Below are 25,484 nucleotides of genomic sequence, written 5' to 3' on the forward strand. Positions count from 1 at the left end.
CAGATCTCATTTCACAGGGTAAGCAATCAAATCAATCTATTCAATCGAATCAATCGACTTTTGACTTTACGACTCAATCAAAAAGATTTTCCGTTATGTTTCATGCCTGAACTTTTTAATTTATGTGGTAAACATGAGGAGTGATCTGTGCTGGAAAATTCTGTGTTTGTCCTCTTTGTGATTATTACCCTGGGCTATTTTCTGGGGCTGATCCGATTCGGCTCTTTCAGTCTGGAAGCCTCGGGGATTGTCATTATTGCCATGATTTTTGGTCATTTTGGATATATGGTGCCTGATGCGTTTCGCACCATGGGTCTCACCCTGTTTCTATATACCATTGGACTCCAGGCCGGACCGGGGTTTATTGAATCCTTTAAGAAAAGTGGGCGTCAACTCACTACCCTGGCACTTATCACCGTGGGTTCCGCCGGGTTATTGACCCTTATACTGGGACATCTGTTCAAAATAAGTCCGGAACTCTCCGTCGGATTGTTTGCCGGCTCTCTCACATCCACTCCCGGACTGGCAGCTGCAACGGAAGCTTCCGGAAGTCCCATGGCGTCTCTGGGCTACGGTGTGGCTTATCCTGTCGGGGTCATCGGCACGATTCTGACTCTGCGCATGATGCCCCGACTTTTTAAAATATCCATTTCTGATGCTGAAAAAGCGGTGAAACTGGAAAAGGTGGATATCCACCGCCAGATGGAATGGCGAATCCTCCGGGTGACGAACAAGAATGTCCGGAAGTTGACCATCAAGGACTTAAACCTGGACAAACACTATGGTGTTACCATTTCCCGGATTTTACGGAATGGCGAATCTCTGGTTCCGGCACAGAATATCCAGTTGGAAATGGATGATAAAGTGCGCCTTGTAGGTCCGCGGGAGGGACTGGATAAGGCGGTTCTTTTACTGGGTGAAGAGGAACATGATGTTGAGATTCCCCTGCCGGCTAACCGGACAGTCCTTCGGGTCCTTGTGAATAATCCGGAATATGTAGGAAAAACTCTGGGTGACCATCACCTTGAGGAGCGGTTCAATGTCATTGTTACCCGGGTCCGCCGGAGTGGAATTGATTTACCACCCACACCGGAACGCAGACTCCAGATGGGGGATATTCTGCAGTTGGTGGGAGATGCCCAGACCCTGGAAATGCTCTCCGAAAGGATGGGTGCAAACCTGAAAAATATGCTTAAACATGAAATAGTCCCGGTCTCATTGGGAATCGTCCTTGGTATGCTGGTAGGAAGCCTCCATATCGGCTCGGAAAATGGGCTTACTATTTCATTGGGACTCAGCGGGGGTATTATCCTTACATCTCTTTTTCTCGGGTATAAAGGTGTCACCGGGCCGGTTACGTGGGTGGTGACGGGACATACCAACCGGCTTTTACGAGATTTTGGACTGGTCTTTTTTCTCTCGTCGGTAGGTACGGAAGCCGGGGCCGGATTGGTGAATACTATACAGGATCAAGGGGTCATTCTCCTGTTAATGGCCTTTTTTATCACTATTCTTCCCATGCTGATAACGGCACTGGCCGGACTCAAACTCTTTAAACTCAACCTGTTAACCGTTCTGGGGACGATCACCGGCGGTATGACAAATACTCCCGGCCTGGGTGTGGTGAATAAAATGAGTGATTCGGACGCTGTCAATGCCTCGTATGCAGCTGTATATCCCTTTGCCCTTGTATTAATGATTGTGTTTGCCCACCTGATGATTAAAATATGGTAACTTTTAAGAGTTATGAGTGGAGAGTGGTGAGTATTGAGTTGGAATTTTGAGTTTAGAGTCTGGTTTTGTGCGTTAATTATCGTCCCAGCCCCAATTCATCATTCAATTCATCATTCATCATTCAATTCATCATTCATCATTCAATTCATCATTCATCATTCAATTCATCATTCATCATTCAATTCATCATTCATCATTCTTAATTCTTAATTCCTTTCAATATCCATCGGGATTTTTCATCTGCCATCGCCACGTATCCGCTGTCATATCTTCCAGCGTTTTTTCTGTTTTCCAATCCAACTCTTTCAGTGCAAGTGAGGGATCGGCGTAACAACGGGCGATATCACCGGGGCGGCGTTTGGTGATCTTGTAGGGAATGGATTTTCCACTGGCCTTTTCAAAGGCTTTGATCATTTCAAGTACACTGTATCCCCGGCCGGTGCCCAGATTGTATGTATATACTCCCGGGTCCTGACGGAGCTTTTTTAATGCCTGCAGGTGTCCCTTCGCCAGATCTACCACATGAATATAATCCCGGACCCCTGTCCCGTCCGGTGTGGGGTAGTCGTTGCCGAATACCTGCAATTCTTTCAGTTTTCCCACAGCCACCTGGGCAATGTAGGGCATCAGGTTGTTGGGAATCCCTTTCGGATCTTCACCTATCAGACCGCTGGGATGGGCTCCAACGGGATTAAAATACCGGAGCAGAGCAATTCGCCAGGAAGGATCGGAAATCTGTACATCCCGGAGTATCTCCTCTATCATCAGTTTAGTCCGCCCGTAAGGGTTGGTGGCCTGCAGCGGAAAATCCTCCCGGATCGGCACTTGTGCCGGATCTCCGTAGACTGTTGCAGAAGAACTGAAAACGATGGATTTTACCCCGCGTTCCATCATCACCTGACATAAGGTGAGGGTTCCATGGATGTTGTTTTCATAATAGAGAAGTGGTTTTTCCACAGATTCACCTACAGCCTTGAGTCCTGCAAAATGAATCACACTTTCAATGGCATGCGTTTGAAAGATTTTTAATAAAGCCTCTTTATCCCGTAAATCTATCGGATAAAAGACCAGTTTTTTACCGGCAATTTTTTCCACCCGGGCAAGAGATTCCCGTTTGCTGTTTGAAAGGTTATCCACCACAATTACGTCATAATCTTTGTTGAGGAGCTCAACACAGGTATGACTTCCGATATATCCGGCCCCGCCGGTGACAAGTACTTGCATGGATTGATCCTACAGTTTAATGAATTTCACGGTTTGTCCCCCGGTCCGGCCGAAATAAATGCCTGATGGCCACTGGTTCAGGGGTATATAAAATGTCAGGCTGTCCTGAAAAGAGTGAAGGGTTGTTTCCCAGATTTCCCGTCCTGTCAGGTCAAAAACAGTCAGGGACTGTGAGGGTTTCGTTCTGGGTGAGAGAATCGTGATGCTTAGGGATGCAGGATTGGGATAAGCTTTCAGGGTAAAGGGTTCAAGGGATCCCTGGTATAAATCGGTCACAATTTTTCCAAAATCAGGGATTCCCCAACCAGTATTGTTATTTTTGGGGTGGTCGGCATATTTCTGCAGCACATAAAGCATATCATGGACATCCCAGTCCGGCCGGAGCTGCTTGATCAGGGCAATGCCGCTGGTGATGAGAGGAGTTGCATAAGATGTCCCGCTGCCATAGGAAATGTCTCCTGAAGGCAGGGCTTTGTAAACCTCTTCAGCAAGGGCTGCCACATCGGGTTTGGTCCGGCCGTCTGCCGTAGGTCCCCGACCGCTGAATGACGAAACCTGTCCCTCTGTATCCACACCGCCCACGGTAATCACCAGGGGAGAATCACCGGGACTCCAGAGGGTTGTGGGACCGGGTCCTTCATTACCGGCGGCAGTCACCACAATCATCCCCCGGGATGCAGCCCAGTTGCAGATCCGGGCTACGATGGTTGTATTACCATCCAGTGCGGATAAGGGATAATCCGGAAAGGGATCATCAAATTCAAGATACGCCAGGGATGATGTGGCAATTTCCACCTTCAGGGAATCAAACCACTCGATGGCTGCAGCGAAATAATCCTCCTCGACAGGTGTTTCTGTCGGGATGACCTCTGTTTTGGCCAATACAAATTCCGCGTCGAAAGCACCCCCTACAAGTTCACCGGGTGCGTATGACCCGATGACGGACCACACTCCGGTCCCGTGGGTTTGAGTTGCCCCCGATTCTCCATCTTCTGCTTCATCTTCCGTATGGTCATCCCCATGGATAAAATCCCGTTCGGCAATCAATCGCCCTTCATCCCGGATTTTTTCGAAGATGGGCAGGGAGGATTTGAAACCTGTATCAAGAATTCCGATCCGGACCCCCGATCCTGTGATTCCCAGATTTTGAGCGGATATAAATCCAAGTCCCGATAGCTGGTCAAAGGCATATCCATAGAAGGGATCCACAGTGACACTCTTTTTTGACAACGCCCATGATGCCGTTTTTGGAGGATTTGGAACATGCAGACGGCGTAAGGGTTCCGTGTGATGGATGCCGGGAAGTTCCATGAGATCCTCCGGCCCAATATCCTGGTTCAGTTCAAGACTGATGGCATGGAGGGCTCTGGATTTATATCGGATTTTTGCACATTTTTTCAGGTGTGTTAAGGCGTCTTCAAGGGGATAATCCGGTTCATAAAAGACCCATAAACGTAGGGGGGGATCGCCGGCAGCCAAAATGGCAACCCCGAGGATTAGAAGGATGAAACCGCCCTGTAGCATCCGTTTGAACATGCAAAAGTTTACTTACTTATGGACATGGAATCCATGAAATTCTTGTGGCTGAGTCACTTGAAAAGAGTCTTATGCGGAAAAATGGACAGATCAATATTTCTATTTGCATTTTATGATTAAAATATTTAAATGACGTTATAATATGTTGGGAAATAAATGGTGCAGATTGTAAATTGTATATTGAAAGAAATAGTAAATTAATGCTGGTGATATGGAATATTTTGAGATTGTAAATCTAAAAAAAGAACCTTTCTCCATAACACCGGATCCCTATTATTTTTACGAATCCGAAATTCACCAGGAGTGCCTGAATCTTCTGGAAATCGCGGTCCGTACCCGTCGCGGTCTGAGTGTGGTAATCGGAGGTATCGGGACCGGCAAGACGACCCTGAGCCGCATTTTACTGCGCCGCTTTTATAAATACGATCCACGATTTGAATTTTATCTGATTCTGGATCCTTCCTGGAATTCAGAACTGGATTTTTTGAAATACCTGATCGATCTCTTTGATATTCCTGAAAAAGGGGATTCCATTGTTGTCTGCAAGGATATCATCGAAAATTACCTCTATGAAAAAGGTGTGGAAGAGAAGAAGGTCCTGGTTTTGGTGATTGATGAGGGACAAAAAATATCTTCGGAGAACCTGGAACTCATCAGGACCCTTTTAAATTATGAAACCAATCAATATAAGTTGATTCAGGTTATCTTTTTTGCCCAGCCTGAATTTCGCGATATACTCCAGAAGCATCCCAATTTTGCGGACCGGGTTTCCATGGGATATACCCTGAAACCTCTGAGCCGTGATGATGCCATTGCCATGATTGAACACCGCCTGAAAATTGCCGGTGCCGCCGGGGGAATCAAATTTTTCACCGATGGCGCACTGGAACTGATTTACCTGAATTCTCAGGGTTATCCCCGTAAAATGATCACACTGTGCCATGACTGCCTGATTGAAATGATCCGGCAGGAGAAACAGATGGTGGACGCAGACATTGTGATCAGCCTTTTAAAAGGAAACAGGTTTTTCCATGTCGGAGCATCATCCGAAAGATTGTAACAGTGCCACAAAAAGACTCCTCGAAATACTCCGTAAAGAAGTAAACGAAGATGATTCGTCGGGGAGCAACAATGATTTTGATCCCGGAGTTGTAAAGAAAAAGAAGGAGGTCAAATCTCAGCAACTGAGTCTATTTCCCAATTTGGAGACGGAGTCTGAACCGGAAAAATAAGACCGGATCGCCGGATTGATCCCACTTTCATCCTGTCACACCCGTTAAAGAACATCAGCAAAAGGAAAGGAGAACGATTGATACACCGGGAGAATCATTTTTTTTTAAACAGCCTTCAAGACAACGGAAGATTCTTGAATTACAAAATAAATAAGGATAAGTTAATCCGTAATTTTTCTTTACTCAGGATGAGTTCAGAGAAATGGAACAGAAATCCTTTTTTTTCGGTGGATTTCTCTTACATTCCACTGTTTTTTCCGTATTCTGCCAAAGATTGATGCGAAAAAAGGCAGAATATCCGGAAGAAACCCAATATATAAAGGAGCCCCGCATCATCCATGCCGGACCGTGACGATAAAAACCGGGACAATGCCACAAACAAACTCCTGAATATCCTCCGGACAGAATCTTCTGAGACCGGAAAGGGAGAAAAAGTGTCTCATTCGACGGATAAGCCATCCGGTGAAGAGAGTCTTGATTCAAAAAAACTAACGGAACTCTTTGATCAAGCCACCTCGCGGAAAAAAGGGAAACCAGGAGAAGAAACGTTTAACGAAAGTGAACCGGAGCAGAAAAAGGATGAGAAAAAATCTGAAGAAGAAGGTGCTCCCGAAGATTTAAGCCGGTTTATGGATCTGAAAAAAATCAAAGCGGATACACCTGAAGAGGATACATCCCGGGAGGAAAAGTCCAAAGAGGAAAAACCCAAAGAGAAAGAAAAAGAACCCGAAGAAGAACCCAAAGAAGAAGAAGAAGAAAAAGAAGCCATTCCAGATAAAGGGGATGAGACCGGCCTGAATATTGAAACACCAAAAATTAGTCTGACGGTTGATAAAGAAGAGAAAAAGAAGACTGAACAAGAAACTGAACAGGAACCCGATAAAGAACCAGAATCCCCTGAAGTAGAAAAAGATTCTGAAGATTTAGATGCGTTAATATCCGATACGGAAGAAACATCCAATCGGGTGGGTCCTTTTGTAGAATTCAAAACCCGCTTTGAAGACCGGGAAGCAGCTCCTCCGGAAGAGGTTTCATCTGAGGATCAGGAAAAGGCATCAGAAGAAGGTGAATCCCTGCTGACTTTTTTGGATAAACAGCCTCGTGAAAGTACTGAAGAAGAGAAAGAAACTGCTACAGGAATTGGTTTTAAAGGTGAGAAACCCTCCCGTGACGGAAAGTCTATTTTTGATATATTGGATGAATATATAGCCACAAAAAATGATGATGTGGTATTACCGATTAAAGAGACAGAAGAGCTTTCCCTTGAAACTCCTTCTCCGGCTCCACCATCTGAACCTGCCGGTGATGAAAAGAAGAAAGATGAGAAAGTTCAGGAACCTGAAACTCCGGTGGATAAATCTCTGATTACAGAGGAAGAAGAGGAAAAACAGCCTAAATCCGCGACGCAGAAAATCCTTTATGATGATTTTGAAAATGAAAAAAGAAGTTTTGATGATCTCCTGGAAGAAGAAGAGGACGAAGACCGGGTGTTTGATGAAAAATTCAATTCGGTCTCACCAGCAGTTAAACTGAAGATTTCGGAAATTTCCGACTGGTTGAACAATAAACGGAATATTGTGGTTGTGGAAACAGATGATTCTTCAGCCCGTTATCTTCAGGCTGCTCCGGAAGTAAATAAAATCAAGATCACCAACTGGGGCATTTTGAATTACTGGAATTTTCCGGAGGATGCCACAGATGAAGATAAACATAAATTCGCCCTGAGGTCTATTTCCCGGCAGATCAAGCATAAAAAGAGTTTTCTGACCTATTTTACCCATTCCCGGAATTATGTATCCCGGATCCAGAATTTTCAGAAATTAAGCAAGAAAGAGATCCAGGAAGCTTTGAAATGGGCGGTATCCAAGAATTTGCCTTTCCCTGATAAAGCCATTGAATATGATGTGAAACAGGTATCATCGGATAGTGTGGATGAAAAGAATTTTCTCACCCTCATTGCCCCTCACAACCTGGTAGCCCAGCAGGAAAAGTATTTTCAGGACGTAGGCATGAATCCCCGCCAGATCACCACGGTGTCCTATCTGGCTTCCAAAGCTTTCCGGCTGAATTATCCCGATTATTTTAAAGAGACTGCCATCATCTTCTATATGGGGGAAAGCTACAGCAATCTCATTTTTATCAAAAATCATGAATTTCACTACGAACGGGAATTCAGTATTGGCCGGAAGGATCTCCTCGGGGCTCTGAACCAGGAAGTAAACACCCTGAACGGTCCGCGGAAATTGTCCACTTCCGATGCTCTTCTGCTTTTGGATACATACGGATTTCAGCGTAAGACGGCAAGCACCATTAAAAGCCTGGGCATTGATTATTCCCGCTACTCCATCATGATTCGCCCCATTGCGGAACGTATTATCATGGAAATCAGCCGTTCCATCGATTATTACCGGAAAACCTTTTCACTCCTTGCCGACGGGGATGTCTTTCTGGTGGGACCGGGAGCTGTGATTCCGGGCATTGCCCGATTTATTGAAGACCAACTGGGACGCCGGACCAGTGTGTTGAATCCCATGCGGGCGGATATTTTTGCCTACAAATCAAAAGAATCAGAAATCCCGGAAAAATTGTTGCCCTGTTACACACTCCATCTGGCTGCCGCCTATCCGGATAAAGACCTTAACGTGATTACCAAAGCCACCCGCAACCGGGAAATTTTTATTGCCGGGACCAAACTGACCCATCTGATTTTAGCTGTATTCCTGATTTTTTCCGGTATCCGCACCTATGATATGCTGGAAAAACGGGATCAGGTAGAGGCTGATTACCGGCGGACCCGCACACGGTGGCAAAATATTTCAGATGTATCCACCACATTTATGTCCATGAGTGAAAAAGAACAAACACTCACACAGATTTTGAATCAGATCCGGATGGATCAGTATTCCACCGACAGGACCCTGACCTTCCTCAAAATGATATCCAATCTCACACCGGCTGGTATCCATCTGATCGATTTTCAACTGAATAAGCCCGTGGATGATTCAAGTAAGGACAAATCAGACTTCATCCTGAAGGGATATATCACTCGGAATCCTTCGGTAGCCGATATTTATCTGAACAACTATCTGGCAAAATTCAGGGATACGGGATTTTTTGAATCGATTGAACTTTCTACCGATGATGAAAGAACGGAAACCGGCACGCGCCGAACATTCATAATCAAAGGGGTTTTGAAGAAATTATGAACCAGCAACGCATGGGACTGATCAATATCGGAATTCTGGTTGTCGTCGTCTTTGGATGGCTACTCTTCTTTTACCTTCCGGTGAATCATGAAATCCAAACCATGAACCAGGAAATGAGTTCCCTGGAACAGCGCATTGCCCAGGTAGGATCCATTGAACGGAACCGGGCACAGATCGAGCAACGGATAAAAACACTTGAAAATGACCTGGTTCAGCTTTTTGAATCTGTAAACAGCGATAATGGCATTGAAAACACAGTGGAAATGATCGATAAACTGGCAGTTCGGCACGAATTGGATCTGGAATACGTCAATCCGTCGCCTGTAGACCAGTTTTCTGTTGTTGGAGCAGAACAGAGGAAATATTTTGACAAATCCCTGCATTCATATCCCATCGATGTGTTTCTGAATGGGAAATTCATCCCAACCGGCAAATTTCTGGAAGAATTATCCGCCACCACAGAACCTGTCCATATTCAATCCATTCACCTGTTGACGGATACACAGCTTCCTGATAAATTGCATATTGAGATAAAACTGCTGGCTTACTCGGCAAAGGAATAAGATGGCACTCCAGAAACGGGAAAAAATCCTATTGGGACTGGCCGGCATCGCCGTCCTGATATTTGCTGCCACCAAGGTTATTCCCATGCTTTCCAAAGAGAAACCGGCTGCACCCACGGCATCCACCACTGTGGCACAACAGGTTACAGCGTCCCTGCCGGCCCAGTCTGCGGCTGCATCGGTCAAACGTGTACCTTTGAAATCCTATTCCACCCGCACCGCCTGGAATCTGGAGTGGAAAAGCGATCCCTTTGTATATTCTGAAAAACCTGAAGAAGAAACAGCCATCACGGAAGTTGAAGAAATACCTGAAGAAACCAGCCATCATTTTGAGCTGAACGGGATTTCGTGGCTGAATAACAAGCCAACAGTCCTGATTAACGATCAAATATTGAAGCCGGGGGACACCATTGAAGGGTATACCCTTTCTCTGGTGAAACCTGAATATGTGATACTCATTAAAAACGGGGAAAGAATCCGCCTGACCTTTTCGGAAGGCGCCTTTGTCCCCGGCAGGATTTTCCGCTAAGGGGATTGATATTTTAAATCTGTTTCCCCGAACCGGAGACTGTAAAAAAGACAAAGACAAAAACGGAGATCCGGATGCTTCGTAAACATATTATTTTCTTATGCCTGCTTATGGTATCGGTCGGCAATGTGCTCCTGGCCGATAACGCCATCAGGGATATTATTTATCACCGGTATGAAAGCCAGGCTGAAATTGAAATGGTTTTTGAGGATGATAAAATCGAATATGATGTCTACGGGACCTATTCACCGCCTCAGATTACCATAGATATCCGGAATTGTGAAAATATTTTTCAGGGAAAAAAGGAGTATGTGAACTATTCACCCCTTTATCTCTACCGGATTCTCAACCGATACAAAATGAATGATCAGTTTAAGGTGATTTTTGATTTCTCTTACCTGCCCAAGTATTCTGTGTACCAAAATGGGAAATCCCTGTTTTTAACCTGGGAACTGGATGACGACGGTCAGGCCGAACCGGTGGAAAATGAGTATTATTCGCCCTATAAAGCCGGATTAAACAACCGGGTTTCCTTGCAGTTTTCCAATGCACCCCTCTCCAAGGTCCTCAGGCTCTTTGCCATTCAAAATGATCTGAACCTGGTGAGTTCCAACGATGTGGAAGGAATTGTCACCCTGACCTTAACCAATGTAAAGGTCCACAATGCGCTGGATGCTATTCTCCGGGTGAACGGATACAATTGGTTTCAGAACGATGATGTTATCATCATCAAAGAAAAAGACGAAGAGATGACGGGGGAGACCATTACCCAGGTGTATCGCCTGACCTACGTAGATGGTCAGTCTGTTGCCAATGCCTTGGAAAATGTGTTGACGGATAAGGGAGAAGTTGCCGTGTTTTCACCATCTATCAAGGGTGGACAAGCCATGGGGCAGAGTGGAACCGGTACGGGGACCGGCACGACCGGCGGAACCGTCGGCGGATTTGGATCTACCGGGTTTATGGGTAGCTCCATGGGTATGGGCGCGATTGGCGGGACCGGTGCTACCGGCGCTTCCGGTGCCATGGGTAGCATGGGTATGATGGGCATGATGAGCCTGATGCCCGGCTATGATATGATCCTGGTGACGGATGTCAGTGCCAATTTTGAAACCATCGATAAAATTATCCGCCAGCTGGATGTGGAAATCCCCCAGATCAATATTTCCGTCAAATTTGTGGAAACCAAGCTGGATGCCTCCGAGGATATGGGGATTAACTGGACGGCCCGTGCCAGTCTGCAGGGCGGTCCCGGAAGTTCGGCTCAGGGCTTTACCCTGGGGAACTGGCAGGATATGGCCATTGCCACCCTGACAGCCGCCCAGTTTTCCGCCGTTTTTGACTTACTGAAATCCTCTACCTCATCAAAAATCACCCAGCAGCCCCAGACCACCACCTTTGATAACCAGATGGCTACCATCAATGTGGGCACAACCTATCCCATCACCGTGACCCAGCCGGCAACTCAATACGGACCGGCAACCACCACTTATGAAGAGCAGGAAGTCAATATTGTCCTTATGGTCACACCCCGTATCAATGAAAATGATTACATTTCATTGGCAGTCAATGCCCAGGTGGAAGCGGTCACAGGTTTCGGCGGACCTGAATCGGACCGGCCCATTGTCTCCAAGCGGACAGCCAATACAAATGTCCGGGTAAAAGACAAAGAGACACTCCTTATGGGCGGATTGATTCTGGAACAGGATATTGAAACCATTAAGAAGGTCCCTTTCTTTAGTAAAATTCCCTTAATTAAACATCTTTTCATTCATAAAAGTACCGAAACTCAACGCAGTGAACTCATGATTTTTATCACCCCCACCATTATTAAATGATCTTCAGGAGATAATTGATGGCGACGGAAATCTATACACTCTTAAAATTTGCAGTCGATAACGGAGCATCGGACCTTCATCTTTGTGTGGGTTCGCCCCCCATTGTCCGGGTGGACGGCGATATGCTCCGGACCAATCTGGATCCTATGGACAGTACCACGATTCATTCCCTTGTCTACGATGTGATGAGTGATGAACAACGGAAACTCTTTGAAACAAACTGGGAAATCGATTTCTCCCGGGAATTCAAAGGCATCGGACGGTTCAGGGTGAATGTCTACAGGGATATCAACGGCGAAGCGGCTGTTTTCCGGATGATCCCCACAAAGGTTTTAAGCTTTAAAGAACTGGGACTCCCGGATGTTCTTCTCAATATTGCATCCCAGGATAAAGGCCTTGTGCTGGTCACCGGTCCTACAGGGAGTGGAAAATCCACAACTCTGGCTACGATCATTGATTTTATTAATAAAAAGTATAAAAAACATATTATTACGGTTGAAGATCCCGTAGAGTTTGTCCATGTATCCGATGAATCACTGGTGAATCAGCGGGAAGTCGGATTCAACACCAAATCCTTTGCGGCAGCTTTGAGGAGCGCCCTCCGTGAAGATCCCGATGTGATTCTGGTTGGGGAGATGAGGGATCTGGAAACCACCAGTCTGGCCATCACCGCGGCAGAAACAGGTCACCTGGTGTTTGGAACGCTTCACACCAATAACGCCGCAAAGACCATCGACCGGGTCATCGACCAGTATCCGGCCACACAGCAGGCACAAATCCGCTCCATGTTATCGGAATCCCTCCTGGCCGTTGTCTCACAGGTTTTACTGAAACATGCCTCCGGCCGGGGTCGGGTAGCTGCCTTTGAGATTATGATCGGAACCAGCGGAATCCGGAATCTGATCCGGGAAAGCAAGGTGTTTCAGATTCCTTCGGCCATTCAAACCGGCTCCAATGTGGGGATGGTGTCTCTCGACCAGTCCCTGGTCCGGCTGGCGGAAGCCGGTAAAATCGATACCAATATCGCCATCCAGAGCGCGACCAATCCCGGTTATGTGAAGAAAAATCTGGGCTTAGAATAAGATGTATTCCATTGAAGATTTTCTGAATGTGATGATCCAGGCAAAAGCCTCGGATCTTTACCTGACCATCGGTGCCTATCCCATGCTCCGCATCGAAGGAAAATTAATCCCCCTGGAAAAAGAAAAAATCAACATGGATGCTCTGAAAACCCTGATGAAGGAAATGCTGTCCGAAAATGACATCCAGAAAGTCCGGAATCAGAAAGAACTGGATTTTATTGTCAGCAAACCGGGCATGGGCCGATTCAGGGGGAATGCCTTCTATCAGCGGAATTCCATCGGCTTCGTCCTCCGGAAGATTGTAACCCAGATTCCCACCCTGGATGAACTGAAGATGCCGGCGGTGCTGAAAGATCTGATCATGCGGAAAAAGGGACTCATCCTCGTGGTAGGTGCCACTGGTTCAGGGAAAAGCACCACCATGGCGGCGATGATCGATCACCGCAACAGCCAGACGACCGGACATATCCTCACGGTGGAAGATCCCATTGAATTTATCCATAACCATAAAAAAAGCATTGTCAATCAGCGGGAGGTGGGGATTGATACCCCTGATTTCAATTCCGCTTTAAAATATGCCCTCCGCCAGGCGCCGGATCTGATTCTTATCGGAGAGATCCGGGACCGTGAAACCATGAGTGCCGCCCTGAATTTTTCAGAAACCGGTCACCTGGTACTGGGTACCCTCCATGCCAATAATGCATACCAGACCCTGGAACGGATCATGGGTTTTTATCCCCCCGAATATCACGATATGATCCGCCTGCAAATGAGCTTGAATCTACAGGCAATCATCGGTCAAAGGCTGGTGCCTACGGTGAAAGGCGCAAGGACAGCTGTCATGGAACTCTTACTGGATTCCGCCCGGGTCCGGGATCTCATCCACAATGGTGAAATCGAAATGATCCGTTCCACCATTGAAGCCAGCACCCATGAAGGGATGATGACCTTTGATCAAAGCCTGTATCAGAAACACATGGACGGCCTTATTTCCATGGAGGATGCCATTCGTTTTGCAGACCGGCCCAATGATCTGAGACTGAAAATCAGACTCAACAGCCAGACGAACGACACGGATGAAAAAAAGATTGGAATCACCCAATAGATAAATGGATTGTACGGTTAAATCATGGTATCCGGAGTTTCAATAAAACATGTCCTTTTTCTTGCTGACGATAGGCTGAAATTCAGTGCACTCGCCGATGCGTTCCGTAAAAAAAATATCACCGTCAAAACCCTCAATGATACTTCGGCGAAATCTTCTTTTGTCGAACCCGCACCGGATCTTGTCCTTTTTGACCTATCCCACGAAAAAACCGCTTTAAAAAACCGGGATACATGCCCGGCCTGTTTTATTCCCATTGCACATACCCCGGATGATGTAGACGCATTTCAAAACACCTGGCCTTTTTATATCATCTGGTCCGTGGACGGGGATCATCCGGATATTCTGATGCACCGCCTGATGAGTTTTACCCGCCTGTCCCGCGGAATCCTTCCATCCTCAGAGAAAATGACGGATGGAAATACGGCCCTGATTAAACTGAATATCCTGAATGATCTGCTCCTCTCCCTCGATGACCACCTGCGCCTCTCCGATGCCCTGTCTGTTGCAGCAAAATATTTTGACCGGGTGATCCATTATGATCTGCTTTTTTTCTATTCCCTCTGGAGCGACAATATTGTTTTGCTTTCCGGTGAAGGCGTATCTCCCCGCCTGAAAGATGCCATTCATATCCTTTCGGAAACTTTCCTAGAGGAAAAAAATCCAGAAATGACCCGCATGATCCCGGATTTCCGCTACAGTGACTCGGAGAACCCGGTCCGGGATGAACGGATCCGGGATTCCCTTCTGTTTCCCTTTCCTTCATCGGGACGCTTCTCGGGGATTATCGGTTTTTTGAGTTATAAAAACGACGTCTACAAGGAAAGCGACCGCACCTTTTTTGAGGATCTGACCCGGCAGATTGAAACCATTCTCAATCACCTGGAAAATATTGTCCGAAAAAAACAGGAACAACAGATCCTGACGATTTTTGACCAGATCAATGATGCGGTTGCCATTATCGACTTGCAAAAAGAATCGGTCTATGTGAATCACTATTTTCAGGATCTGATGGGGAAATACCAGAAAATCATTCCCTATGAAGAATTAATCCATTTTTTTTCCCAGGATTGGGAGAAAGTTCAGAAAATCTGCATCGAGGATAAGAAAATTTATCGCCATAAAGTTTTTCTCGGTGAAAACAAGGCGGATCGCCTGGTGTTTGACACGGTGACGGACCGTTTTCAGAATTTGCCTTTTATTGAGAACGGATTGATCCTGGTGGCTCGGAATATTACGGACAATCAACGGGTTGAAGATATGAAAGCCGACCTGATTTCCAATGTATCCCATGAGTTGAAAACACCCGTTGCCATTGTCAAGGAGTATGTATCCCTTATGGCAGATGGCATCGGAGGGACCCTGTCACCAGATCATCAGGAATTCGTTTTCATTATAGCCAAAAACCTGGAACGGCTGGAAAGACTCATCAACAACGTTTTCGATGTGATGAAAACAGACAAAACCCGGCGGAAACAGCAAATTACTGATGTGTATATCCCCGATCTGATCCAGGAAGTGGTGGATTTATTCAAGGTGCGCTATGCCTCAAAGAATATGACACTCACAACGAAGGTCAAGAAAGATTTGCCCACTATCCCTACAGACCGCGATGCACTGATGCAAATTCTGGTAAATTTTGTGGAAAATGCCTATAAATATTCCGATGAAAATTCAGAAGTGATTATATTTGCAGATATCCGGAAGGATGGGGACCTTTACATGTATGTCAAAGATCACGGCCGGGGCATCGCCAAAAAAGACCAGGACAAAATTTTTCAACGGTTTTTCCGCACGGGTTTGGATTTGGAACGTCTTCCCGGTGCCGGACTGGGACTCAGTATCACCAAGGATGTCGTGGAACAGATGGGCGGCGAGATCTGGTTTGAAAGCGAATTGAATAAAGGCACGACTTTTTTTGTGACCATACCGGGGTTATTGAATGAAGAATGAAGAATGAAGAATGAAGAATGATGAATTGAGAATTGAGAATGATGAATTGAGAATTGAGAATTGAGAATGATGAATGATGAATGATGAATGATGAATGATGAATGAGCACTGGAGTACAGTTCAGGGTTTTGAAGAGAAGGATAGAAGATTATGATGGAATACACAATACTGATCATTGAAGATGAGCCGGATATGCTTCGGGCGATCAAGCTCAGGCTGGAATCCATCGGGTTCAGGGTGGAAACGGCTTCGGACGGACTGGAAGGGCTGCAAAAGGTGAAATCCCTTAACCCGGATTTGGTCCTTTTGGATATTATGCTCCCCAAGATGGATGGTTTCAAGGTCTGCAATATGATCAAATTCGATAAAAAATATAAAAACATTCCTGTGATCATCCTCTCCGCCAAGAGCGCCCAGAAAGATTTTCATACCGCCAAAACCGTAGGAGCCGATGCCTACCTTACAAAACCTTTTACCACGGTGGATATGCTGAAAAAAATCAAGGAGTTACTGCCGAAATGAACATTGCCTGGATGGGACTGCTTTTATCCGCCCTGGGTGGACTGGCCCTGGGGAGTTTTGCCAATGTGGTGATTTACCGCGTACCCCGGGAGAAATCCATCATCAAACCCCGGTCCACCTGCGTTTCCTGCGGGTATCAAATACCCTGGTACGACAATATTCCCATCCTGAGCTACCTGATTCTGGGTGGCACATGCCGTCATTGCAAATCAGCCATCAGCCTGCGCTATCCCCTGGTGGAATTCCTCACCGCTTTTTTGTTCGTAGCCGTCTACTGGAAATTTGGCCCATCCATTGAAGCCGTCTGGTATATGTCCCTCATGTTCATCCTGATTATTACCGCTTTTGTGGATCTGGATCATCTTATCATCCCCCGGTCTTTTATTACCGCCGGTGTGATTATGGCCATTTCCGGACTGATTGTCTTCTGGGATGACCGGTGGATTTCATCCCTCATCGGGGCGGCGATTATCTCCGGCTTCCTTTTTCTGGCAGGAATCCTGGGGAAAGCCCTTTTTAAAAAAGAGAGCATGGGTTCCGGCGACGTGTTGCTGGGTATCGTGATTGGTCTCTTCCTGGGATGGAAGCTCTCCCTGATGATGCTTTTCCTGACCTTTTTCTCTGCCGCTGTGATTCTGCTGATCCTTATGGCTTTGAAACGGGTCCGGGCCGGTGTGCAGGTACCCTTTGGCCCCTTTATGGCTATCGGCGCCATTCTGTCCCTCTTTTTTGGACACTTTTTAATTGAATTATATATGACCTATGTTTGGATTTAATCAGGAGTAACACATGCCAGCCATCAAAATGAAAAAACCCCTGGGACAACTTTTGTTGGATAACCGGAGAATTACCCAGGAGCAGTTGAATGAAGCCCTGAGATATCAGAGTGAAAACGGTGTATACTTTGGAAAAGCCCTCATCGAACTGGGATATATCAGCGATCTGGATCTGACCCAGTTTCTGGCGGAACAGATGGATATTCCCTTTGTCAAACTGGACGATTTAACCATTGATAAAGAGATTATCCGTCTGGTCCCGGAAGAAATGGCCCGGAAATACCAGATCGTGCCCCTTTTTAAAATCGGAGACCAGCTGAGCGTTGCCACCGCCGACCCCCTGAATGTGGAAAGCATCGATACCGTCAGCAAACATACGGGGATGGATCTGGACCTGGTTTTGGCCACCGAAGCGGATATTGAATACGCGGTGGAGGTCTATTACGGCAAGTCCAAAAAGATGGAAGGGCTTTCCGAAGAAAATATTGAATATGAAATTGAAGAGATCGAACGGCAGCGCCAGGAAGCCAAGGATGAGGAAAATGTCGGCAATTCCAAGGTCATCGAAGCGGTAAACACCATGCTTGTGCAGGCCATAGACATGGGTGTGAGTGACATCCACTTTGAACCCCGGGAAAAAGACGTACGGATCCGTTTCCGGGTGGATGGGACCCTCTTTGAGAATTATACCCTGCCCAAAACCTTCCAGGCATCGGTGGCTTCCCGTCTGAAAGTCATGTGTAATATGGACATTTCGGAAAACCGGAAACCCCAGGACGGCCGGATCCGCTTTAAAAAAGATAATAAACGGGTGAGTCTTCGTGTATCCACCTATCCCACCTACTTCGGTGAAAAAATCGTGATGCGGCTTCTGGATAAGGAAAAGAACCAGATTGATCTGAAGGATATGGGATTCAGCCGGGAGATGCTTCAGCAGTGGCTGGACCTGATCCGCATGCCCAACGGGATTATCCTGGTGACGGGTCCGACCGGGAGTGGTAAAACAACCACCCTCTATTCCACACTGACAACCCTGAATACGGTTTCCAAAAACATTATTACGGTGGAAGATCCCATCGAATACGAACTGGATAACATCAACCAGGGACAGGTCAATCCAAAAATCGGAGTCACCTTTTCATCCTCACTGCGGACCATCCTCCGGCAGGATCCGGACATTATCATGATTGGTGAGCTTCGGGACCAGGAAACGGTGGAGCTGGCAGTCCGTTCCGCCCTCACAGGCCATTTGGTGTTGAGCACCCTCCATACCAACGATGCCCCCTCAGCCGTCACCCGGCTCATCGATATGGGAGTGGAACCCTATCTCATTGCATCCACCATCCGGGCGGTATTGGCCCAGCGGCTGGTACGAAAACTGTGCCCGCATTGCAAGGAATCCTTTGTACCGCCGAAACACCTCTTTGAGCGCCTGAACCTGGATCCGGACAAAGAGTATGATTTTTACAAACCCGTGGGATGTATTCAGTGCCGGAATACAGGCTATCTGGGTCGTTTGGGACTCTTTGAACTTTTGACCAACGACGAAAAACTCTCGGAAATGATTATCAATGAAGCTTCTCTGGATCAATTGCGGAACTATGCCGTTAAAAAGGGGATGGTGCGACTGATGCAGCAGGGAATCAAACTGGCAACGGAAGGAATTGTATCTATTGAAGAAGTCCTTGAAATTACATCCATGGTCTGATCTCCGGGGATTCACCCTTATGGAGATCGTGCTGGTGATCATTCTTTTGGGGATTTTGGCGGCAGTGGCTGTTCCCCGTTTCTTTGATACCGGCAATACAGGAAAGCAGGAAGCGGAGGAAACCATCGTAGCCCTGGTGAGGGCCGGGATCGAGAGCCATTACAACCGGGCTGTCACCCGGGGTACCACGCCTCTGTATCCTGCCGCGCTGGATGGGGCATCGGACGGGGCGGCATCCTCCTCCAATCCCTTTTTTACCAACGTCCTCACCCAGCCGGTCACGGACAACTGGACCAAGAGCGGCAGTACCTACACCGGACCGGCGGGAAACAGCTATACCTATAACTCAGGCACAGGAGCTTTTCAATAATGCCAACCTTTGAATACAAAATTTTGGGAAAAAACGGGGTACCCCGCACCGAAACGGGGGAGGGACCGGGTAAGAACGAGATGCTCTCCATGCTGGAAAGCCAGGGATACATGGTGTTATCCATCAAGGAAGTGAAAGACGGTGCCGGCGGGGGAACCAAAGGCGGGACAAAATTCGGTGAAAAGGTGAAACCGGAAGATGTGAGTCTTTTTACCGATCAGCTGGCCACCATGCTCAAGGCCGGTGTCCCTCTGGTGACCAGTCTGGAAGCCATCCATTCCCAGGTCTCCAACGAAAAATTCAAAGGCATCTTATATGAAATTATCGGGGATGTGAATTCAGGGTACTCCCTTTCTGTGGCCATGCAGAAACACCCCAAGGTTTTTGACAACCTGTATGTCAACATGATCCATGCCGGAGAAGAGGCAGGGGTAATGGACACGGTTTTGAACCGGCTGAGCAATTTGATAGAATCCGATATCAAAGTTAAGCAGGAAGTCAAATCGGCCATGCGCTATCCCATGATCGTCCTTGTAGTGCTCATCCTGGCCTTTGTCGGAGCCATGGTCTTTATCATCCCGGCTTTCATGGGCATGTTCAATCAGATGGGCGCCGAATTGCCCTTACCCACCCGGATCATGATCGCCACCTCTGATTTCATGAGGAATTACTGGTGGTTGCTGGGGGCCATCGTGGCAGGGATCATCTTTGGATTCAAACGATATATCAACACGGAAAGCGGCCGTTTATGGTGGGATGGATTTAAAATGAAAGCGCCGGTCTTTGGGGATTTGATCTCCAAATCGTCTTTATCCCGTTTTGCCCACATGTTGCGGACCCTGAGCCAGAGCGGGATACAAATAGTAGATGCCATGAAAGTTGTGGCGGAAACCACGGGAAACGCGGCCTTAACCCGGGACATCCTGGAAGCCCGGAAAGACGTGATCCGGGGAAATGCCATTGCCGAATCACTGAGAAAGAGCAAGTTTTTTTCCAAGCTGGTCATCCAGATGATTGACATTGGTGAACAGAGCGGGAGCCTGGAAGAGATGATGGGCAGCATTGCCAAGCAGTACGACCGGGACGTGGATTATTCCATTAAAAAACTCTCCAGCCTCATCGAGCCCATCATGGTCATGATCATCACCGGCTTTCTCCTTATCTTCGCCCTGGGTATTTTCTTGCCCATGTGGAACATGTCTTCCATCATGTAAGGAAAGGTGTGATTTATATCACATTTGGGCAATATGAAAAAAAATGAGATAAATACATGTTTTTTTCTTGCATTTGGTTTACAAATAAACGAATATTAAATGAAACATTAAAAGGGTAAAAAATTGAAGGGAGATATCATGAAACACAGAGGTTTTACATTGATTGAGCTGGTGACGGTCATCGTCCTGCTCGGTATTTTGGCGGCGGTTGCGGTGCCGAGGTTTGTTGATGTACAAGCTGAAGCAAGAGCGGCAAATAAGCAAGCAATTAGAGCACAAATTACTAGTGCTATAAATCTAAAAATTGCAAGCAATATGGCAAGTAATGTCTCTCCTACTGTACCTGCAAGTTTTAGTTCATTAAGCGAGATTTTAAGTGATTGGCCCGAAGACTTAACTTTGGCAAGTGGAACAGCATTTGCGTATGATGGTTCAAAGTTAGTCTATACTTCTTCAACTGATGGGTACACTTTATCACAATGGCAATGATAATTAATAATGTTACTTAATTAATTAAAAAAAAAGCTCCTTTTGGAGCTTTTTTTTATAAACTTAGAAATTGTAAAATATTAGAGCTTCTGTTAATAGAATTAATTAAGCTTGTTTATGAAGAAAATAATAATCCTAAATTACTCATCATGTGAAAATAATTTACGTCTGTGCATTATAAATACTTTAATAAAACAGTATTGTATTGTCCATGTGTTGGAATCGAATCATTGGAAAAACACAAAGAATAAATTACAGTATATAAAAAAGCCACTCAAGATAATAATAAATAGTATTGGATATATTAATAAACTTATAAAATTTATTAGGAAACTTGATGATTATGATGTGATTATTATTGGATATCCTGCTTATTTGGATTTTCTTATTGTTAGGATATTTGGATATAAATATTTGAATAAGGTTATTATCGATTTTTTTCTTTCATCTTATGACACGGTTATTTTAGATCGAAAAATTATACAAAGAACTACACTTAGAGCTAAATTACTTTTTATGACTGATAAATGGCTATTGAAAAAAGGTAATAAGGTGATGGTTGATACTAATGTAAATATTGATAGATATCGAAGCATATTTGATTTAGAGAAAAAAAATATTTATCGTGTATTTGTAGGATCTTATTTTCTCTTGAACCCTTTAAAAAAAGAAATTAATAAAAAAACAAATAATAATAAGATGAATGTAGGCTGGGTTGGTTCAATAATACCTTTACATGGAATCGAAAAGATATTAGCAGTTGCTTCATTGTTAAGAGAAAAAGACTTTATCTTTCATATCATCGGGGATGATCCGGATAATGAATGGGCAGAAAGAAACTCCCCAAAACATCATAATCAGTACATTAACTTTTATGGTAGATTAAATTATCATGATAGTATGGAAATACTTTCAGAATGTGATATATGCCTGGGTATTTTTGGTGATAGTGATAAAGCGAAATCTGTCATACCTTTCAAAATTTTTGATTATATGGCTTTACGAAAAGTCATTGTTACCCAAAACTCAAGGGCAATTCAAGAACTTGGAGTACTTTCTGGATTGTTTATGGTAGATAATACAGTCAATGCACTTGTCAATCAACTAATGTGGATAAAAAAAAATATAAAGAATATTCAAATAAAGTACCCAGATATAAGACAATTGATGGAAAATGACCTTAGGAAATTTGGAATTTTAAACAATGAAAAACACTGATATTCGATATTATTCCAAAGATGACTGGTCTTTCTATATTTTTGTGAACACGGAGTTAAGCATTAAATTGCAGAAAAGAAAAAGAAAGGAAAATAATGGAATATTAGTAGATGAGAAGAATCCTAAAGCGATAGCTAATGCGGTTATAAACATTGTCGAAAACACATATTTCAGAAAAAAACTTATTGAAAGAGGCTTGGAAGATGTAGTTAAAAGGTATTCATGGGATTCAATTGCTAAAAAATACAATGATTATTATAATAATATTACAAGAAGTCATAGTTGGGATAAACATATTGAAGAATAATATTAAAGACCATAGTAAACCTGATATTTTTAATGAAAAAAACTTTGTGTTTATCATTTCAGCAGGAAGAACTGGTACGAAATTCTTAGGTGATAAATTATCAGAAATTATTGAGAATTCTTATTCAGTACACGAACCAGATGTTCTAAATGATGACTTTAAAAATATTATTAATAAAATTTACCAATTTGGTATTTATCAGATGATTATTGGGAAGTTTCTCAATAAAACGGGTATTCGAAATTTATCACAGAATTATATCTCACGAAAAATCAATATAAATCAACTTGTAACACAGTTGATTAATCATAGAGAAAAATTCTATAAAAAAATTAATAGTAATTTAATTATTGAATCGTATTCTGGATGGTATGGAGTTATTCCAGGAATTCAAAAGTTATATAAATATTATAAAATAATAATAATAATAAGAGATCCAAGAGAATGGATTAGATCAACTATAAATTGGCAAAATATTTATGGAAAAAAAGATTTTGTTCAAAAATTATCTTTTCTAAAGTTGGAGCGACTTAACCCGGAAATGACTCAGGATATGAATTATTCTATGGATTGGAAAGAGTATTCAAAATTTGAAAAACTTTGTTGGATGTATAATAGTCTCTATTCTATCATGCTTTCTGAAGCTAAAAATGATCAAAATATTGAAGTAGTAAGGTATGAGGATATTTTTAATCCTAATGGAGTTGCTTTTAAAAATATGCTGATTTTCATATCTGAGTATCCAAATAAAATATATAATATTAATAATAAAAATATAATAACTGATAAGAAAATTCATCAAACAAAAAATAGTCATTTTCCGCAGTGGCATTCTTGGGATGATTATTTAGCAAAAACACTTAATAAACATTGTCACGAGTTAATGACTAAATATGGATATGGAGAAGAAAGTGAGTGGATAGAAAAAATAAACAGATAATATTCCTAGTTTTAAAATATTTCTTAAGCATTACTATACTAGTTCCTATTATTTATTTAATATTAAAAAATAAAGAAACTATTTTATCTTTAAAAGATATCAACATATTTGGCGTATTATTATTATTATTATCATCTATTCTCGCTTATTTACCTACATCATTAGAGTTCAATATTTCTCTGAAATTATTTAATATCCCTATCAGTTATATTGAAAGCTTCAAATTAAGTTCTTTAAATAGCATGTATAATTATTTTATACCAATACGGGGTGGCAGCTTTGCCCGGGCTTACCTTTTAAAAAAGAGATATGGTCTTGATTATTCTAAATACCTCAGTTTACTTGGCGGTCTTTACTTTATTGGAATCTTTGTTTCCTCTCTTATTGCACTTCTTACTCTAAATATTCTGTTATTATTTCTTCACATGTGGTATTGTAAGTTGTATTTTTTATCACTGTTTCTTTTTCTGACTTTAATAGTACTATTTTTTTTGTTGAACAAAATAAAAACAATACAAAGTCAAAATCATAGAAATAAAGTTATAAAAGCGTTAATAAAAATTTATGTTGGTTTATCTCTCTTTAAAAAAAATCCAAAAGTAATTGTTAAAATTTCTTTAGTACAAATAATTTTAGTATTATTTCTTACACTTCGACTATATATCTCTTTTATTCTTCTAGATATTTCAGTCAGCTTTATTCATTTATTAGTCGTACAATCTTTAGTAACTTTTTCTACTATTTTATCCATAACGCCCGGAAATATCGGGATAAGAGAAGGAATTGTTGGGCTATTGTCAAACTTATTTGGAATTTCTTTACCGGGAGCTTTTATGGCTGCAGCTTTAGACAGGGTTGTGTCCATGTGTGTTGTCTTTTTGTTTGGATTTATTTCGCATTTAAATATTTTACATCAAGATCAAAAGGAACATAACATGAAATTCACGAAACATTAATATTGAGAAAAACCATGTATAAAAGTAATAGTATTGCAGTAGTAATTCCTTGTTACAACGAAGCAAAGCAGATCAGTCGAGTAATAAAAACAATTCCCAACTATATTGATCATGTTGTAGTAGTAGATGATTTCAGCAAAGATAATACGATAGAAAAGATTACGTCCATACACGATCATAGAATCATTCTCATTGAACATAAGAAGAATTTAGGGGTAGGTGCGGCGATTTCTACAGGATATAAGTGGGTTTGTAATCATGATGTTGATATTGCTGTGGTAATGGCCGGTGACGGTCAGATGGATCCGGATGATCTTCCGGCACTTCTCGATCCGGTCTGTGATGGAACAGCAGATTATTCCAAGGGAAACAGGCTCTTTACCGGAGAAGCCTACAAAATGATTCCCAAAATCCGGTTTTGGGGCAATGCCTTTCTCTCCTTCCTTACAAAAATTGCCAGTGGCTACTGGCACGTGGCGGACTCCCAGTCCGGCTATATAGCCATTAATAAAAAAGCCCTACATGCTATTGACTGGGATAAGATGTACAAACGCTACGGCCAGCCTAACGATCTGCTGGTCCGCCTGAATATCCATAATATGCGTGTTGTGGATGTGCCTGTAAAACCGGTTTATAATGTGGGGGAGACGTCCGGACTGAAGATTCGAAAAATTATTTTTACCATTCCCTTCATGTTAATCCGCATGTTTTTTACCCGTCTTTTTAAAAAGTACATGATTCGGAATTTTCACCCCCTGGTTCTCTTCTATTTCATGGGTATTTTACTCAATATTTTATCGATTCCCCTTCTGGTCCGCTTTGTCTATTACTGGATCACCGCCGGAACCATTCCCAAGGTGAATTTTCTGGCCTGGATGATGCTCACCATCCTGGGCGTCCAGTTCCTCCTCTTTGCCATGTGGTTTGACATGGAAGAAAACCGTCATTTGGAACCCGATATACTTGATAAAACATGAGAGGA

Annotated in this window: 23 protein-coding genes; 21 read left to right on the forward strand and 2 right to left on the reverse strand. The window is 43.8% G+C overall.

Features of this window, described 5'->3' with window-relative positions:
- The first annotated feature begins 147 nt into the window (after positions 1–147).
- Positions 148–1,734 carry an aspartate:alanine exchanger family transporter gene (locus tag strainIA91_RS05050; protein ID WP_400168039.1) on the forward strand — a complete coding sequence of 529 codons (1,587 nt, stop codon included), beginning with the start codon at positions 148–150 and terminating at the stop codon, positions 1,732–1,734.
- Between the two features lie 216 nt (positions 1,735–1,950).
- Here the strand turns inward: strainIA91_RS05050 and galE are convergent, their stop codons facing one another.
- Positions 1,951–2,958 carry a UDP-glucose 4-epimerase GalE gene (gene galE, locus strainIA91_RS05055; protein WP_400168040.1) on the reverse strand — a complete coding sequence of 336 codons (1,008 nt, stop codon included), beginning with the start codon at positions 2,956–2,958 and terminating at the stop codon, positions 1,951–1,953.
- Positions 2,959–2,967: 9 nt separating this feature from the next.
- The gene (locus tag strainIA91_RS05060) at positions 2,968–4,494 is read right to left on the reverse strand and encodes a S8 family peptidase (RefSeq protein WP_400168041.1); all 1,527 of its coding nucleotides are present in this window, start codon (positions 4,492–4,494) and stop codon (positions 2,968–2,970) included.
- A gap of 211 nt (positions 4,495–4,705) precedes the next feature.
- Here strainIA91_RS05060 and strainIA91_RS05065 point away from each other — a divergent pair, with 211 nt between their 5' ends.
- The 20 genes from strainIA91_RS05065 (at position 4,706) to strainIA91_RS05160 (ending at position 25,479) form a co-directional block, all read left to right on the forward strand.
- A complete protein-coding gene (locus strainIA91_RS05065; RefSeq protein WP_400168042.1) occupies positions 4,706–5,554 on the forward strand; it encodes an ExeA family protein in 849 nt (282 codons plus the stop codon).
- Positions 5,555–5,928: 374 nt separating this feature from the next.
- Positions 5,929–6,078 (forward strand): hypothetical protein, encoded by a 150-nt coding sequence (locus strainIA91_RS05070; protein WP_400168043.1) that lies wholly within the window; start codon positions 5,929–5,931, stop codon positions 6,076–6,078.
- A complete protein-coding gene (pilM, locus tag strainIA91_RS05075; protein ID WP_400168044.1) occupies positions 6,065–8,932 on the forward strand; it encodes a pilus assembly protein PilM in 2,868 nt (955 codons plus the stop codon). Before strainIA91_RS05070 ends, pilM begins: the two co-directional genes overlap by 14 nt.
- On the forward strand, positions 8,929–9,495 hold the full coding sequence (pilO, locus tag strainIA91_RS05080) for a type 4a pilus biogenesis protein PilO (protein WP_400168045.1): 567 nt from the start codon (positions 8,929–8,931) through the stop codon (positions 9,493–9,495). Before pilM ends, pilO begins: the two co-directional genes overlap by 4 nt.
- 1 nt (position 9,496) lies before the next feature.
- Positions 9,497–10,024: a hypothetical protein gene (locus tag strainIA91_RS05085; protein WP_400168046.1), complete on the forward strand. Its 528-nt coding sequence runs from the start codon at positions 9,497–9,499 to the stop codon at positions 10,022–10,024.
- 74 nt (positions 10,025–10,098) lie between these two features.
- Positions 10,099–11,862, forward strand: a complete 1,764-nt coding sequence (locus tag strainIA91_RS05090; RefSeq protein ID WP_400168047.1) for a hypothetical protein — start codon at positions 10,099–10,101, stop codon at positions 11,860–11,862.
- A 17-nt stretch (positions 11,863–11,879) separates the two neighbouring features.
- The gene (locus strainIA91_RS05095; RefSeq protein ID WP_400168048.1) at positions 11,880–12,944 is read left to right on the forward strand and encodes a type IV pilus twitching motility protein PilT; all 1,065 of its coding nucleotides are present in this window, start codon (positions 11,880–11,882) and stop codon (positions 12,942–12,944) included.
- A gap of 1 nt (position 12,945) precedes the next feature.
- Positions 12,946–14,049: a PilT/PilU family type 4a pilus ATPase gene (locus tag strainIA91_RS05100; protein ID WP_400168049.1), complete on the forward strand. Its 1,104-nt coding sequence runs from the start codon at positions 12,946–12,948 to the stop codon at positions 14,047–14,049.
- 24 nt (positions 14,050–14,073) lie between these two features.
- Positions 14,074–16,002 carry a sensor histidine kinase gene (locus strainIA91_RS05105; protein ID WP_400168050.1) on the forward strand — a complete coding sequence of 643 codons (1,929 nt, stop codon included), beginning with the start codon at positions 14,074–14,076 and terminating at the stop codon, positions 16,000–16,002.
- A 150-nt stretch (positions 16,003–16,152) separates the two neighbouring features.
- A complete protein-coding gene (locus strainIA91_RS05110) occupies positions 16,153–16,524 on the forward strand; it encodes a response regulator transcription factor (RefSeq protein ID WP_400168051.1) in 372 nt (123 codons plus the stop codon).
- A complete protein-coding gene (locus strainIA91_RS05115) occupies positions 16,521–17,300 on the forward strand; it encodes a prepilin peptidase (protein ID WP_400168052.1) in 780 nt (259 codons plus the stop codon). The genes strainIA91_RS05110 and strainIA91_RS05115 overlap by 4 nt, the downstream gene beginning before the upstream one ends.
- A gap of 13 nt (positions 17,301–17,313) precedes the next feature.
- Positions 17,314–19,008 (forward strand): GspE/PulE family protein, encoded by a 1,695-nt coding sequence (locus strainIA91_RS05120; RefSeq protein ID WP_400168053.1) that lies wholly within the window; start codon positions 17,314–17,316, stop codon positions 19,006–19,008.
- On the forward strand, positions 18,986–19,378 hold the full coding sequence (locus tag strainIA91_RS05125) for a type IV pilin protein (RefSeq protein WP_400168054.1): 393 nt from the start codon (positions 18,986–18,988) through the stop codon (positions 19,376–19,378). Before strainIA91_RS05120 ends, strainIA91_RS05125 begins: the two co-directional genes overlap by 23 nt.
- Positions 19,378–20,592, forward strand: a complete 1,215-nt coding sequence (locus strainIA91_RS05130; RefSeq protein ID WP_400168055.1) for a type II secretion system F family protein — start codon at positions 19,378–19,380, stop codon at positions 20,590–20,592. Before strainIA91_RS05125 ends, strainIA91_RS05130 begins: the two co-directional genes overlap by 1 nt.
- A gap of 138 nt (positions 20,593–20,730) precedes the next feature.
- On the forward strand, positions 20,731–21,081 hold the full coding sequence (locus strainIA91_RS05135) for a type II secretion system protein (protein WP_400168056.1): 351 nt from the start codon (positions 20,731–20,733) through the stop codon (positions 21,079–21,081).
- A 117-nt stretch (positions 21,082–21,198) separates the two neighbouring features.
- Positions 21,199–22,299: a glycosyltransferase gene (locus strainIA91_RS05140; RefSeq protein ID WP_400168057.1), complete on the forward strand. Its 1,101-nt coding sequence runs from the start codon at positions 21,199–21,201 to the stop codon at positions 22,297–22,299.
- Positions 22,286–22,606: a glycosyltransferase gene (locus tag strainIA91_RS05145; RefSeq protein ID WP_400168058.1), complete on the forward strand. Its 321-nt coding sequence runs from the start codon at positions 22,286–22,288 to the stop codon at positions 22,604–22,606. Before strainIA91_RS05140 ends, strainIA91_RS05145 begins: the two co-directional genes overlap by 14 nt.
- Entirely contained in the window at positions 22,596–23,546 is a 951-nt protein-coding gene (locus strainIA91_RS05150) for a hypothetical protein (RefSeq protein ID WP_400168059.1), read from the forward strand. The genes strainIA91_RS05145 and strainIA91_RS05150 overlap by 11 nt, the downstream gene beginning before the upstream one ends.
- Complete coding sequence (locus tag strainIA91_RS05155; protein WP_400168060.1) at positions 23,522–24,502, forward strand: lysylphosphatidylglycerol synthase transmembrane domain-containing protein; 981 nt, start codon at positions 23,522–23,524, stop codon at positions 24,500–24,502. The genes strainIA91_RS05150 and strainIA91_RS05155 overlap by 25 nt, the downstream gene beginning before the upstream one ends.
- 14 nt (positions 24,503–24,516) lie before the next feature.
- A complete protein-coding gene (locus strainIA91_RS05160; protein WP_400168061.1) occupies positions 24,517–25,479 on the forward strand; it encodes a glycosyltransferase family 2 protein in 963 nt (320 codons plus the stop codon).
- Positions 25,480–25,484: the final 5 nt, after the last annotated feature.

It is taken from the genome of Candidatus Neomarinimicrobiota bacterium, from assembly GCA_041154365.1.
Lineage (GTDB): Bacteria > Fidelibacterota > Fidelibacteria > Fidelibacterales > Fidelibacteraceae > Fidelibacter > Fidelibacter multiformis.